Here is a 13,937-nt window from a genome sequence, read left to right as displayed (position 1 = left end):
GGATAAAGTCTGGGCTTAGGATGAAAGCCGCAATTATCCGCTATTTTTCCCGCGGCGGCTGCACCGGAGGCGTGACGGGAACCAACCCGTGCGTCACTGAGAGCGCCCCCTCCCATCATCAATAATGATCTTCGAACGCTCCCTCCAGCGCGAACTCGCGTATACGGCTGGTGCCGTGTTCATGGTTCTCCTCACGCTCGTGCTGACGACGATGATGATCCGCATCGTCGGCCTCGCGGCCTCGGGCGAGATCGATCCGCGCGACGTGCTGGTCCTGATCGGCCTGACCGTGATCGGCTATCTGGCCATCATGCTCGTCGCGACCCTGTTCGTGTCGATTCTGTTCGTCCTGACCCGCTGGTACAAAGACTCCGAGATGGTGGTCTGGCTCGCCTCGGGCGTCAGTCTGACCCGCTTCATCAAGCCGATCGGCATTTTCGCCACGCCGATCATCATCCTCATCATGTTCTTCGTGTTCGTCGGCTGGCCGTGGTCGAACCAGCAGAGCAAGCTGCTGCGCGCGCGCTTCCAGCAGCGCGACGAAGTCTCGCTGCTGGCGCCGGGCCAGTTCCGCGAATCGGCTAGCAGCCACCGGGTGTTTTTCATCGAGAAGATGTCGCCCGACCAGGCACGCGTCGAAAACGTGTTCGTGACCAGCACGGAAAACGGCAAGCTCAACGTGATCGTGTCGAAAACCGGCCATACCGAAACACACAAGAACGGCGACCGCTTCGTCGTGCTGGAAAACGGGCGCCGCTATGACGGCGAACCGGGCCACCCTGATTTCCGCATCATGGAGTTCGAGCGCTACGGCGTGAAAATCCAGAGCCAGCCTGTTGTCAATACGCCGACTACCACCGGCCTGTCCACGCTCACGCTCCTGCGCAACCCGACCAACGAAAACCTCGCCGAATTCGCGTGGCGCGCGGGCCTGCCGCTGATTGCGATCAACCTGATGCTGCTGGCGATTCCGCTCGCGCATCAGAACCCGCGGCGCAGCCGCACGATCAACCTGGTGATGGCTGTCCTGATCTATTTGACGTATTCGAATCTGTTGAACGTGGTCCAGGCGTGGATCGAGCAAGGCAGAATGTCGTTCGCGGTTGGACTGGTGGCACTGCACATTATCGTGGCGGCGATCGTCGTGTTCATCTTCTGGATGCGCGTGCGCAACCGGCCGCTCTTCACGCGGGCAATGTTCAGCCGTTCACAGGGGACCTGACCGATGCGCATCTATGAAAAATACTTCGCGCGTCAGATCTATCTCACGTTCATCTTTATTCTGTTCGCGTTCTCAGGCCTGTTCTTTTTCTTCGACCTGATCAACGAACTGAACTCCGTCGGCCACGGCAACTACAAGCTCCAGTACGCGGTGCTGCGCGTCGCGCTGCAAACCCCGTCGCGCTTTTACGAAATCATTCCGGTTGCAGCGTTGATCAGCGCGATCTACGTGTTCGCGCAAATGGCGGCGAATTCCGAGTACACGATTTTCCGTGTGTCAGGCCTCGCCACCAATCAGGCGCTGCGCTCGCTCATGAAAATCGGCATTCCGCTGGTGTTCCTGACTTACATCATTGGCGAAGTGGTCGGCCCGTACACGGACCAATTGTCGGAACGCGTGCGGCTCGAGGCGCTGGGGTCGTCGGTGTCGAGCAACTTCGAGTCGGGCGTTTGGGTGAAAGACACGCTCACTGCGCGCGCGGACGGCGAACAGGTGACGCGCTTCGTGAACGTCGGCGAACTGAAGCCCGACGCGACGATCAGCAACGTGCGGATTTACGAATTCGACTCCAGGTTCCGCCTTTCGAACGTGCGGATTGCGAAAAGCGGTACGTATCAGCCACCGGGTCATTGGCAACTGACCGACGTGACGGACACACAGCTGATCGACGTGCCCCCTCCTCCGGGCACGCCGGCCGATGCATTGAATCCCGTGTATCGCGCAAAGCAGGTGACCTTGCCGGAGTATTCGCTGCGCTCTGAACTGACGCCGCAGATCCTGTCGGTGCTGCTTGTGTCGCCGGATCGGATGTCGATGTTCAACCTGTTCCGCTACATCCAGCATTTGACCGAGAACCATCAGGACACGCAGCGCTATGAAATAGCGTTGTGGCGCAAGCTGCTGTATCCGTTTGCGGTGTTCGTGATGCTGGTGCTGTCGTTGCCGTTTGCGTATCTGCATACGCGTGCCGGTGTGGTCGGCGTGAAGGTTTTCGGCGGGATTATGCTGGGGATGAGTTTCCAGCTGTTCAACACGCTGTTCTCGCACATCGGCACGTTGAATACATGGCCCGCGCCTTTGACTGCGGCTACACCTGGGCTCGTTTATCTGGTGCTGGGTCTGGTCGGATTGAAGTGGGTTGATCGCCATTAGGAGCCTGGGTTATGGCTGCGCATGGGGTGGTATTGTTCGGGCATGGCGCGAGGGATGTGCGCTGGCGCGAGCCGTTTGAGAGGCTCGCCGGGAAGGTGCGCGCCGCACGCGGTTCCGATGCTGAAGCTGGGCCGGTTTTGCTGGCTTTTCTTGAGTTGATGGAACCGGATCTGCCTGCTGCGGTGGATTCTCTTGTCTCCGACGGATGTTCGGTTGTGACTGTTGTGCCTGTGTTTTTTGGGCAAGGTGGGCATATCAGGAAAGATCTACCCGCGCTGATTGAACGGTGTCGTGGGTTGTATCCTTCTGTCGAGATTCGGTGTGTTGGCGCTGTTGGCGAGGATGAAGCTGTGCTGGATGCTGTGGCTGAGTATTGCCTTCGGCAGGGTTGAGGTTGTTTTTTTTGCTCTTGTTGTGGGTTGGTTGGGGGTCTTCGGCGTTGGCCTTTTCTTGCTTTGTCAGTGGTCTGTTTTGTCTGTGCTTTTATAGCGTTGGCCTTTTCTTGATTTCTTATTGGTTTATTGGTGTTGCCCCTGTGCAGGGCGGCACTTACTCTTTGGCCTTTTCTTGATTTGCTATTGGTCTATTAGCGTTGCCCCTGTGCGGGGCGGCACTTACTCTTTGGCCTTTCCTTGAATTGATATTGGTCTATTAGCGTTGCCCCTGTGCGGGGCGGCACTTACTTTCTTTGCCGCCGCAAAGAAAGATAAGCAAAGAAAGCGGCTCACACCGCCAGCTCATAAGTGGGTCCCCTGGCTTGGAGGGGGTAGTGGTGCATCTGGAATCCGTGCTCTCGCACACTCGGCTTTAGTGACACAGGGCTCATCCGCTCCCACTCCGCACTGCGTGCGTCGCGGACGGGTCTGCCAGGGAAACCTGGGGCTTCGTTTCGCGTCGCGGGGGCCATCGGCTTCGCCTCGGCGAGATGCTCCCGCACTCGGTGGCGCCCCCCCACTTGAAATGAAATGGCGGTGCACGGCATACGTTGCAGCGCGCGCAATTGTGCCCGCCGCGGCGATGCAACGACTAGCCGGGGAACTGGGCAAACTAGGAGCGAACCCCTGAAATGTCGACGCGGCGCCCTCGCTGCCCGGCTGCAGTTGAGCGCACGGCAGCGATAAAAACGGTGCAGGGACCCAGACAAACCGCAAGAGCAAACACGCAATGGGTGGTTTTATGAGGAACCGTTCGGCGCGCGCAGCGCCGCCGGAAGTATGATGGCCTTGTCACCAGGGCTGAATGTGCGAGAACACAGATTCCAGATGCACCACTACCGTGGCTGCGCGGGGGACCCGCTTATGAGCTGGCGGTTTGAGCCGCTTTCTTTGCTTATCTTTCTTTGCGGCGGCAAAGAAAGTAAGTGCCGCCCCGCACAGGGGCAACACTAATAAACCAATATCAATTCAAGGAAAGGCCAACGCCGCTGACAAACAGATCAAGGAAAGGCCAAAGAAGCCAGAACACAGACAACACCACCGCCGAAGGCAAAAACAAAAAACCAAACCTTAAGCCGCGACTAAAACCCCATCCGCGGAGCGCCCCACCCGCTGCCGGGCAGCAAACGCCTCCCCGATCATCAAAAGACTCGGCTGCGAAGCATCAAGCCACTGCTGTGCCTCACCACAAGCAAGCTCCGAAAGCGTAAGTGTGAGCATCCGCTCACGAGGCGTACTACAGGCCTCAACAATCGCCACAGGCGTCGCGCCATCGCGCCCGCCATCAATCAATTGTTGAGCGATCTCAGGCCCACTATCCCGCCCCATGTAGAACACCAGCGAATCAGCATTCACCTGCTCGCGAATCGCCTCTGTGTCAGCCGCCCGGCTATGCGTAGCCAACGCCACGCTACGAGACACCCCGCGAAGCGTCAAAGACCGCTTCAACGAAGCCGCACTTGCCAGCGCCGCCGTAATCCCCGGCACCACCTCATACTCGATGCCAGCAGCCTCAAGCGCCCGCATCTCCTCATCGGCACGCCCGAACAACATCGGGTCGCCGCCCTTCAGGCGCACCACCACGTCGTGCTCGAGCGCAGCATCCACAATCTGCTTGTTGATGAACTGCTGCGCCGTCGAAAGCTGTCCACAGCGCTTGCCAACCGCAATCCGCCGCGCGTGAGCCGGTGCATACTCGAGCATCGCGGGTTCGACCAGCGCGTCGTGCAGCACCACGTCCGCCGTGCCGAGCAGCCGCGCGCCGCGCACCGTGATGAGATCCGCGGCCCCAGGCCCAGCACCGATCAGATACACCTTACCCATTTGCCTCAATCCCTTTCGTCCGGCTCGTGCAAAACCCAGAGCGCGACGTCGCGTCAATCGTCCAGCCCGTCACTCAGGCCGAAAACGCCCGAATCATCCCGGCCGCAACCGTGTGATGCGTCGCCTCGTCGATCAGCACGAATGCACCCGTGCCCTGATGCGAATCGTACACGTCGCACACCAGCGGCTTTTGCAACGTCAACGCCACGCGGCCAATATCGTTCATCGTCAGGTCCTTGCGATCGGTCGCCTGCGACAGCGTATGCACGTCGAGCACTTCCTTGATCGCCCCAATCCGCGCGAACACGGTGTTGGTGGTCTGCTTCAGCAAATACTTGCGTTGCGTCGACAGCGGCGTGTCGTCGAACCAGCACAGATCGGCTTCCAGCTTCTTCGCCGGCTCAGGCGCCGCTTCGCGCAGCACGAATGTATCGCCGCGCGACACGTCGACGTCTTCCGCCAGCCGAATCGTAACCGTTTGGCCCGCAAACGCGCGATCCACCGCCGCCGTCCCGCCCGTCACCGGTGCAATGATCTCGGCAACCGTCGCTTCACGGTTCGCCGGCAGCACGACGATCGTGTCGCCGACCTTCACCTCGCCTGCTTCGACACGGCCCATGTAGCCGCGGAAATCGTCTGCCTGGCTGCCGTCCTGACGCGCCACCCATTGCACGGGGAAGCGCAGGGCCTGCCCCGTCGGAACATCGACCGGCAACGCTTCGAGCAAATCCAGCAACGGCTCGCCTGCGTACCACGGCATGCTTTCGCTAGCCGTCACGATGTTGTCGCCCTTGAGCGCCGACACCGGCACGAAGCGCACGTCGCTCAGACCCAGTTGGCGCGCGAGTTCGACATACGCGTCGCGAATCTCGTTGAAGCGCGTTTCGCTGTAATCGACCAGATCCATCTTGTTGATCGCGACAATCGCGTGCTGCAGACCGAGCAGCTTCACGATCGCGCTATGACGCTTGGTTTGCGGCAGCAATTGCGCCACGCCGTCGACGAACGTGACACGCGTTGCGTCGACCAGAATGATCGCCGCGTGCGCCGTCGATGCACCCGTCACCATGTTGCGCGTGTACTGCTCGTGGCCCGGCGTGTCGGCGATGATGAACTTGCGCTTGGCCGTTGCGAAATAACGGTAGGCCACGTCGATCGTGATGCCCTGCTCACGTTCGGCTTCAAGGCCGTCGGTCAGCAGCGACAGATCGATTTCGTCGCCGACGGTACGCTTGTTCTTCGCACGCGACAGTGCCGAGAGTTGATCGGAAAGCACAGCCTTGCTGTCGTACAGCAGGCGGCCGATCAACGTGCTCTTGCCGTCGTCGACGCTGCCCGCAGTAATAAAACGCAGCACGCCGAGGTCTTCTGGTTGATGAATATTCATTTGCATTGCTCTCGTCGTGTGCTTAGAAATAACCTTGCTTCTTACGCTGTTCCATCGCGGCTTCGGAAACCTGATCGTCCATCCGCGTCGCGCCACGTTCCGTGATTTCGGTCACGGCCGTTTCGGCGATGATCTTCTCGAGATCATCGGCATCGCTTTCCACCGGGCACGTGCAGCTGATATCGCCCACAGTGCGAAAGCGCACCAGCGCGGTCTCGCTGGTTTCACCTTCACGCATCGGCGTAAGCGGCGTGACCGGCACGAGCAGGCCGTTGCGACGCACGATCTCACGGTGATGCGCGTAATAGATCGACGGCAGTTCGAGCTGTTCGCGGGCAATGTATTGCCACACGTCGAGTTCGGTCCAGTTCGAGATCGGGAACACGCGCAGGTGTTCGCCGTTGTGCAGACGTGCGTTATACAGGCTCCACAGTTCCGGGCGCTGCGCCTTCGGATCCCATTGGCCAAATTCGTCGCGGAACGAGAAGATCCGTTCTTTTGCACGGGCCTTTTCTTCGTCGCGGCGCGCGCCGCCGATCAGCGCCGTGTACTCATGTTCAGCGATCGTCTCGAGCAACGTCACGGCTTGCGCAGCGTTGCGCGAATCCAGTTCACGGCGCAAACGCACCGTACCGCGCTTGATCGAATCTTCGACGTGACCCACCACCAGTTCAGCGCCGATCTCTTTCGCGCGGCGATCGCGGAAGTCGATCACTTCGTCGTAGTTGTGGCCGGTGTCGATATGCACGAGCGGGAACGGCAGCACGGTCTTACGATTTGCACCAATGCCAAAAGCCTTCAGCGCGAGGTGCAACACCACGACCGAATCCTTGCCACCCGAAAACAGCAGGGCGGGCTTGCTGCATTCGGCGACCAGTTCGCGCAGGATGTGAATCGACTCGGCTTCGAGCCAGTCGAGGTGATCCATCCGGTTCGCCGTGTTGGTAAGCGGTGCATTCACAGTGGAATCGAGCGTGGTGCTCATGTTTGGGTCCTTCGTTGATTCGCCCGGGCGGGTTGGCGGCCGCGAGCGAGAGTATTCAAATCGGTATGTGCGGCGTTCAGGCTAAAAAACCAAGGCCTGAACCGCCTGAATGCTTTATGCCGAAGCGTTCTCGCCGATGCTAACGGGAATCGGCGTAATCGTGGTGATATGCAGGCCACATTCCTTCGTATCGCGCGACTCCCACCACCAGCGCCCTGCCCGGCTGTCTTCACCGGGACGGATCGCGCGGGTACAAGGCTCGCAGCCGATGCTCGGGTAACCGCGCGCATGCAGCGGATTGACCGGCACGTCCAATGCTTTCAGATACTCCCACACTTCGGCTTCGGTCCAGTCCGTCAACGGATTGAACTTGGCGATATTGCGCGCTTCGTCGCGCTCTTCCTCGTGCAATTCGGCACGCGTCACCGACTGCTCGCGGCGCTGGCCCGTGACCCACGCGCTGACGTCCGACAACGCGCGGTTCAACGGCTCGACCTTGCGGATCTCGCAGCAACGCTTGCGCAGATCGACGCTTTCATAGAACGCGTTCAGACCGTGCGAGCCGATATATTCTTCGACCGCAGCCGCTTGCGGATGAAACTGCTCGATATCGTAACCGTAGCGCTCTTTCACGCGGTCGATCATGCCAAGCGTTTCCGCATGCAGACGGCCCGTGTTCAGCGAGAAGATACCGATCTTCACCCCACGCGACAGAATCGCGTGGGTGAGCAGCATGTCTTCCGCGGCAAGGCTGCTGGCAAGCTTCACGTTCGCGTGGCGCGCGGCGATCGAATCGAGCAGTGCATCGAGGCGCTCGACCTTCGCGGCGAGTTTCAGCGTGAGCGATTGTGCGGAGCTCATGCCGACGCCTTTGCCAGTTCGCCTGCTTCACGCCGGCGGAACAGCGGCGACGAGTTTACCGCGCCCTGATAGTTGAAGCTGAATTCGTCGAACGCCTTCAGCGCGTCGTCGAAATCCTTATCCGAGCGCAGTGCGTAGGCGTCGAAACCGCAGCGGAACATGAACGCCAGTTGATCGCGCAGCACGTCGCCGATCGCGCGCAATTCGCCCTTGTAGCCATAACGCTCGCGCAACAGGCGGCCGATGCTATAGCCGCGGCCGTCGCGGAACACCGGGAAGTCCACACCGATCAGCGCGATCGTGTCGAAGTCGCCGACGATATCCGCCGGTTCGCTATCCGGCGCGAGCCACACGCCGATTTCAGCGGTGCTGCGCGAAGCGATCAGCGCATCGCGCTCGGCTTGCCACAGTGCGAGCGGCACCAGCACCTTGCCGGCCGGCAAGGCATCGACTGCGGGCAGCGTGCCGTCTTCGGAGGGGCGCACCACCGTCCAGTCATCGTTGACGATCGCGCGGTTCTTGATAATAGAAGCCATCTGTTCAGTATCCTTTGCGCGGTTACGCGTGAGCCGGTTGACGCGAGGCGTACACACGTTCCTTGAACGGAGCCATGCCGATGCGGTTGTACGTTTCGATAAAGCGTTCGCCCTCAAAGCGGTTTTCCACGAACGTATCGATCACCTTGCTCATCACGTTCGGCATTTCTTCCGCCGAGAACGACGGGCCGATCACGCGGCCGAGGTGCGCGCCCGTGGCGCCCGTACCCTGCTCGCCGCCGAGCGTCACCTGATACCACTCGGAGCCGTCCTTATCGACGCCCAGAATGCCGATGTTGCCGACGTGGTGGTGACCGCAGGCATTGATACAGCCCGAGATGTTCAGCGACACGTCGCCGAGGTCGTACACGTAGTCGAGATCGTTGAAACGTTCCTGAATCGCCAGCGCGATCGGAATCGACTTCGCATTCGCGAGCGAGCAGAAATCGCCGCCCGGGCACGCGATGATGTCGGTCAGCAAGCCGATGTTCGGCGTGGCGAAACCCTGCGCCTTGGCCTTTTCCCACAGCGCGAACAGGTCGCGCTTCTTCACGTTCGCGAGAATCAGGTTCTGTTCGTGCGAGACGCGGATTTCGCCGAGCGAATATTCGTCGGCCCAATCGGCGACGGCTTCCATCTGCGCGTCGGTTGCGTCGCCCGGGGCGATGGTGGTCGGTTTCAGCGACAGCGTGACGGACGAATAACCCTCAACCTTGTGCGGACGCACGTTACGCTCGACCCAGCGGGCGAACGCACGGTTTTCCAGCAAATGCTTTTCGAACGATGCATCCGTATCGGCCAGTTTTTCATACACCGGCGGCCGGAAGTATTGCGACACGCGATCGACTTCGGCCTGCGTGAGCGTGGACGGACCGTCTTTCAGGTGTTGCCATTCTTCCTCGACTTGCGCCGAGAATTTCTCCGGGCTCAAGGCCTTCACGAGAATCTTGATGCGCGCCTTGTACATGTTGTCGCGGCGGCCATAGCGGTTGTACACGCGCAGCACGGCTTCGCAGTACGTCAGCAGATGTTGCCACGGCAAATCGCGGCGGATGATCGCACCGATGATCGGCGTACGGCCCATGCCACCGCCGGCCAGGATGTCGGCCACCAGCTCGCCCTGCTCGTTCTTCCTCAGATACACGCCCATGTCGTGAATCTGCACGGCGGCGCGGTCTTCCTTCGAACCCGACACCGCGATCTTGAACTTACGCGGCAGCCACGCGAATTCAGGGTGGAACGTCGACCATTGGCGCAGGATTTCTGCCCAGGGGCGCGGATCGACCATTTCGTCCGGCGCCACGCCGGCGAACTGGTCGGCCGTGATGTTACGGATGCAATTGCCCGAGGTCTGGATACCGTGCATCTGCACGGCGGCGAGCTTGCGCAGGATTTCCGGCGTTTCTTCGAGTTGAATCCAGTTGTACTGGATGTTCGAGCGCGTCGAAAAGTGGCCGTAGCCGCGGTCGTGCACGCGAGCAATCTCGGCCAGCACGCGCATCTGGTCGCTGCGCAGGTTGCCGTACGGAATCGCGATGCGGTGCATGTACGCGTGACGCTGCATGTACAGACCGTTCTGCAGACGCAGCGGACGGAACTCCTCTTCGCTCAATTCGCCCGACAGACGGCGGCGAACCTGATCGGCGTATTGCGCGACCCGCTCATCGACGATGGTCTGGTCGTACTGATCGTATTGGTACATTCGGGGACCCCAATTTTTTGCGTTACACGTGGCAGTCCGGTTCTGCCGCGCTCCGGATATCTCTATTTGTCAGTCCAGCCGAGTCAGGGTTTAGACCCATCTCTCATTTGCTTATGACAAATACAGATATCCATATTGAAAAAGATGGACAGATCGTAATAAACTCGCCTTATATTTCAAACGACTAAAAAATTCTTTTGATATGCGGAGAGGTTATATATGAACCTGCATCAATTCCGCTTCGTCCGCGAGGCTGTGCGGCAGAATTTCAACCTGACCGAAGCGGCCAAAGCCCTGTTTACAAGCCAGCCGGGCGTCTCCAAGGCGATCATCGAGCTGGAAGACGAGTTGGGCGTCGAAATCTTCACGCGGCACGGCAAGCGCGTGCGCTCGCTGACCGAGCCGGGGCGCATCATTCTCCAGTCGGTTGAACGGATTTTGCAGGAAGTCGAGAGTCTCAAGCGGGTCGGTAAAGATTACGCGGCGCAGGACCAGGGCAATCTGGTGATCGCCGCCACCCACACCCAGGCCCGCTACTCACTTCCGGCCGCCATCGCCGAATTCAAGAAGCGCTTCCCGAAAGTTCACCTTTCAATTCTGCAAGGCAGCCCGACCCAGGTCGCCGAAATGGTGATTCACGATCAGGCCGATCTGGCGATCGCCACCGAGGCGATCGCCAACTATAAGGAACTGGTCTCGCTGCCGTGCTTCCAGTGGCACCACGTCGCCGTGATGCAGCCGGATCATCCGCTGCTCGACCGCAAACTTTTGTCGCTGGATGATCTGACCCAATATCCGCTGATCACCTACGACAACGCGTTCGCCGGGCGCACCAAGATCAACGAGGCGTTCCGCCTGCGCGGCTTGCATCCGGACATCGTGCTGGAAGCGATCGACGCCGACGTGATCAAGACCTACGTGGAGCTGGGACTGGGCGTCGGCATCATGGCGGATATCGCGTTCAACGCCGAGCGCGACCGCCATTTGCGCGCGATGCCGGTCGGCCACCTGTTCGGCAGCAATGTGACGCGGGTCGCGCTGAAACAGGGCGCGTATCTGCGCAGCTATGTGTATACGCTGGTCGAACTGCTGTCGCCGAGCATGAACCGCAAGCTGATCGAACAGGCGCTCAAAGGCGAACACGAAACCTACGAACTTTGATATCACCCCGCTTCCCGCTACGGAGACCCTTCGATGACGTCGTATAAGAAAAAAATCAGCGGCCTCGCCGCTCTTGGCGCGCTCCTGCTCGCCACCGCGGCGCAGGCCGACATCAAGGTCGGCATCGACCTGTCGAGCACCGGCCCCGCCGCCGTGATCGGCATTACGAGCAAGAACGCGATGCTGATGTGGCCGGCCACGATCGCCGGCCAGAAAGCCGATTACATCTTCCTCGACGATGCGTCCGACCCGGGCAATGCGGTTCGCAACATCCGCAAGCTGATTAATGAGGACCACGTCGACGTGATCGTCGGCCCGAACATCACGCCGGCCGCCATGGCGGCACTCGATCCGGTTGCCGAAAGCCAGACGCCGATGATCACGCTGATCGGCTCGGCGAGCGTGGTCGAGCCGCAGGAAGGCAAGAAGGTATGGGCCTACAAGATGGCGCAGACCGACAGCGCGATGGCCGACGTGATGACGCGCTATATGTCGAACCACAACGTGAAGACGGTAGGCTTCATTGGTTTCGCGGACGGTTACGGTGAAAGCTGGCTCAACGAGTTCAGCAAATTCGCGGCCTTGCGTCACATCCAGCTGGTGGCCACCGAGCGCTACAACCGCACCGACGCGAGCGTCACCGGCCAGATTCTCAAGCTGATGGCCGCCAAACCCGATGCGATCCTGATCGCCGGAGCCGGCACGCCGACCGTGCTGCCGCAACGCACGCTGATCGAACGCGGCTACAAAGGCCCGATCTATCAAACACACGGCATCGCCACGCCCGAGTTCATCAAGCTGGGCGGCAAGGACGTGGAAGGCACGCTGTTCCCGACCCAGCCGGTCGTGGTGGCGCGCACGCTGCCGGCCGACCATCCGGCGAAGAAAGCAGCGCTCGCGTTCACCAACGAATACGAAGCGAAGTACGGGCCGGGCAGCGTCACGCAGTTCGCGGGCGATGCGGCGGGCGTCTATCCGCGTTTGCAGGACGCCGTTGCGCGCGCATTGAAGACAGCGCAGCCGGGCACACCGGCTTTCCGCGTTGCGCTGCGTGACGAACTGGAGCGCGCGCATGAACTGGTCGTCCCTAACGGAGTGGTCAATACGAGCCCGAAAGACCACGTCGGCCTCGACCAGCGCGCGAGCGTGATGGGCATCATCAGGAACGGCAAATTCGAGTACCTGAGCCAGTAAGCAACGCATGCGCGCGGCGTTTTCCATGACTGCCGAGCCGCGCGCGGCGCTTGCACCCACTATCGTCCGTCCGGGCGAGTCATATTTTGAATCAATGCGCATGCCCTTTGATCGAGCACACCGATCGAGCGGCGCGCGCCTTGCAAGCTGCGTGTACCATGCTGACGGCCAGCTTGCAGTGAGCGCAGGCACAGGCTAATTTCGCCGATTCCGTGCGAGCGCGCGGCGCCTTGCGACCACAAGGCCGCCGCCGCTCGCCAGCCCGTGAAGTCCGTCAGACCGCGCATGCTAAAAACCAGAAAACGCATCATCATCGCCGCTGTCATAGCCGTCGCGATCCTCGCCATCGCGATTGGCCACGCCATCAGAAAGCGCAGCGGCGCCGAGGCCGCCAACGTCGAGGCGCCCTCTTCCGTCGTCGAATTCGCGCCGGAGGACCTCACCACCGTCAGCCGCCGCACGCTCTCCGAAACGCTGCCGCTGACCGGGTCGCTACGCGCCGTCACGCAAGCCGCGGTGAAATCGAAAGTGGCCGGCTCCGCGCTCACGGTCATGGTGCGCGAAGGCGACCCGGTCAAAACCGGTCAGGTCCTCGTGAAGATCGACGCCCGCGACTATGTCGCCCGCGCCGAGCAGACGCGCGGCCAGATGGCCGCCATGGCCGGCCAGCTCGACATCGCCAGGCAGACGCTCGACAACAATCGCGTGCTGGTCGAAAAAGGCTTCATTTCGAAAAACGCTTTCGACACCGCGCAAAGCCAGTATCAGATCGCCCGCGCGAATCTCGATGCGGCGAAGGCGGCGCTGGCGTCGTCGAATCTGTCTTTGGACGACACCGTCGTGCGCTCGCCGCTCGACGGACAGATCGCCTCCCGCTCAGTCGAACCGGGCGAGAAAGTTGCCGTCGATACCAAGCTGTTCGACGTGGTCGATCTGCGCACGCTCGAACTGGAAGCACCGGTGCCGGTCGGCGAAATCGGCCGCGTGCGGATCGGCCAGCCGATCCAGATCGCTTTCGACGGTATCGACACCCCCATCCAGGGCGCCATCACGCGCATCAATCCGGCGGCGCAAGCCGGCTCGCGTTCCATCATGGTGTATGTGCAGGTCGCCAATCCGTCGGGCACGCTGCGGGTCGGCATGTTCGGCACCGGTACGATCTCGGTCGGCAAACGCCAGGACGTGCTGGTCGTGCCCGCCAGCGCGATTCGCACGGACGGCACGCGTCGCAGCGTCTACGCGCTCGTCAGCGGCAAGCTGGTCGAGCAGACCATGGAGACCGGCGCGACCGGAGATGCCGATGGCAACACATGGACCGAGATCGTCAGCGGACCGCTGACGTCTGGCCAGCAGATCGTGAAGAACAATCTCGGCTCATTGCGGATCGGCAGCACCGTGCATGTGGTGCAGCCGGCCGAGGCCGCGCAGACGCCTCCACAAGCGGCCAGCGCGCCGGGTACAAGCAGCGCACGCTGACCG

The 13,937-nt window shown here is 60.9% G+C and carries 12 protein-coding genes; 6 read left to right on the top strand and 6 right to left on the bottom strand.

What is annotated here, in order from left to right; all coding sequences use genetic code 11:
* Positions 1-124 precede the first annotated feature (124 nt).
* The 3 genes from lptF to BCY88_RS22260 are packed head-to-tail and all read left to right on the top strand — an operon-like array spanning position 125 to position 2,766.
* The gene (gene lptF / locus BCY88_RS22270; protein WP_120346329.1) at positions 125-1,222 is read left to right on the top strand and encodes an LPS export ABC transporter permease LptF; all 1,098 of its coding nucleotides are present in this window, start codon (positions 125-127) and stop codon (positions 1,220-1,222) included.
* 3 nt (positions 1,223-1,225) lie between these two features.
* On the top strand, positions 1,226-2,374 hold the full coding sequence (gene lptG, locus BCY88_RS22265) for an LPS export ABC transporter permease LptG (RefSeq protein ID WP_120346328.1): 1,149 nt from the start codon (positions 1,226-1,228) through the stop codon (positions 2,372-2,374).
* 11 nt (positions 2,375-2,385) lie between these two features.
* Positions 2,386-2,766 carry a sirohydrochlorin chelatase gene (locus BCY88_RS22260; protein ID WP_120346327.1) on the top strand — a complete coding sequence of 127 codons (381 nt, stop codon included), beginning with the start codon at positions 2,386-2,388 and terminating at the stop codon, positions 2,764-2,766.
* A 1,113-nt stretch (positions 2,767-3,879) separates the two neighbouring features.
* Here BCY88_RS22260 and cobA read toward each other — a convergent pair.
* The 6 genes from cobA to BCY88_RS22230 all read right to left on the bottom strand — a co-directional run bounded on the left by cobA (position 3,880) and on the right by BCY88_RS22230 (position 10,103).
* Positions 3,880-4,632: a uroporphyrinogen-III C-methyltransferase gene (gene cobA, locus BCY88_RS22255; protein WP_120346326.1), complete on the bottom strand. Its 753-nt coding sequence runs from the start codon at positions 4,630-4,632 to the stop codon at positions 3,880-3,882.
* A 73-nt stretch (positions 4,633-4,705) separates the two neighbouring features.
* Positions 4,706-6,019, bottom strand: coding sequence for a sulfate adenylyltransferase subunit 1 (locus BCY88_RS22250; protein WP_120346397.1), 1,314 nt, complete (start codon positions 6,017-6,019; stop codon positions 4,706-4,708).
* A gap of 22 nt (positions 6,020-6,041) precedes the next feature.
* Positions 6,042-7,004 (bottom strand): sulfate adenylyltransferase subunit CysD, encoded by a 963-nt coding sequence (cysD, locus tag BCY88_RS22245; RefSeq protein WP_120346325.1) that lies wholly within the window; start codon positions 7,002-7,004, stop codon positions 6,042-6,044.
* A 114-nt stretch (positions 7,005-7,118) separates the two neighbouring features.
* On the bottom strand, positions 7,119-7,865 hold the full coding sequence (locus BCY88_RS22240; protein WP_120346324.1) for a phosphoadenylyl-sulfate reductase: 747 nt from the start codon (positions 7,863-7,865) through the stop codon (positions 7,119-7,121).
* Positions 7,862-8,401 carry a DUF934 domain-containing protein gene (locus tag BCY88_RS22235; protein ID WP_120346323.1) on the bottom strand — a complete coding sequence of 180 codons (540 nt, stop codon included), beginning with the start codon at positions 8,399-8,401 and terminating at the stop codon, positions 7,862-7,864. The genes BCY88_RS22240 and BCY88_RS22235 overlap by 4 nt, the downstream gene beginning before the upstream one ends.
* 22 nt (positions 8,402-8,423) lie before the next feature.
* A complete protein-coding gene (locus BCY88_RS22230; RefSeq protein WP_120346322.1) occupies positions 8,424-10,103 on the bottom strand; it encodes a nitrite/sulfite reductase in 1,680 nt (559 codons plus the stop codon).
* A 219-nt stretch (positions 10,104-10,322) separates the two neighbouring features.
* Here BCY88_RS22230 and BCY88_RS22225 point away from each other — a divergent pair, with 219 nt between their 5' ends.
* From BCY88_RS22225 to BCY88_RS22210, 3 genes are all read left to right on the top strand, one after another.
* Positions 10,323-11,264, top strand: coding sequence for a CysB family HTH-type transcriptional regulator (locus tag BCY88_RS22225; RefSeq protein WP_028200562.1), 942 nt, complete (start codon positions 10,323-10,325; stop codon positions 11,262-11,264).
* A 33-nt stretch (positions 11,265-11,297) separates the two neighbouring features.
* Complete coding sequence (locus BCY88_RS22220) at positions 11,298-12,458, top strand: ABC transporter substrate-binding protein (RefSeq protein ID WP_120346321.1); 1,161 nt, start codon at positions 11,298-11,300, stop codon at positions 12,456-12,458.
* Positions 12,459-12,743: 285 nt separating this feature from the next.
* Complete coding sequence (locus BCY88_RS22210; protein ID WP_120346319.1) at positions 12,744-13,934, top strand: efflux RND transporter periplasmic adaptor subunit; 1,191 nt, start codon at positions 12,744-12,746, stop codon at positions 13,932-13,934.
* Positions 13,935-13,937: the final 3 nt, after the last annotated feature.

Source organism: Paraburkholderia fungorum (assembly GCF_003610895.1).
GTDB lineage: Bacteria > Pseudomonadota > Gammaproteobacteria > Burkholderiales > Burkholderiaceae > Paraburkholderia > Paraburkholderia fungorum_B.
This window is presented reverse-complemented; position numbering and strand designations above follow the sequence as displayed.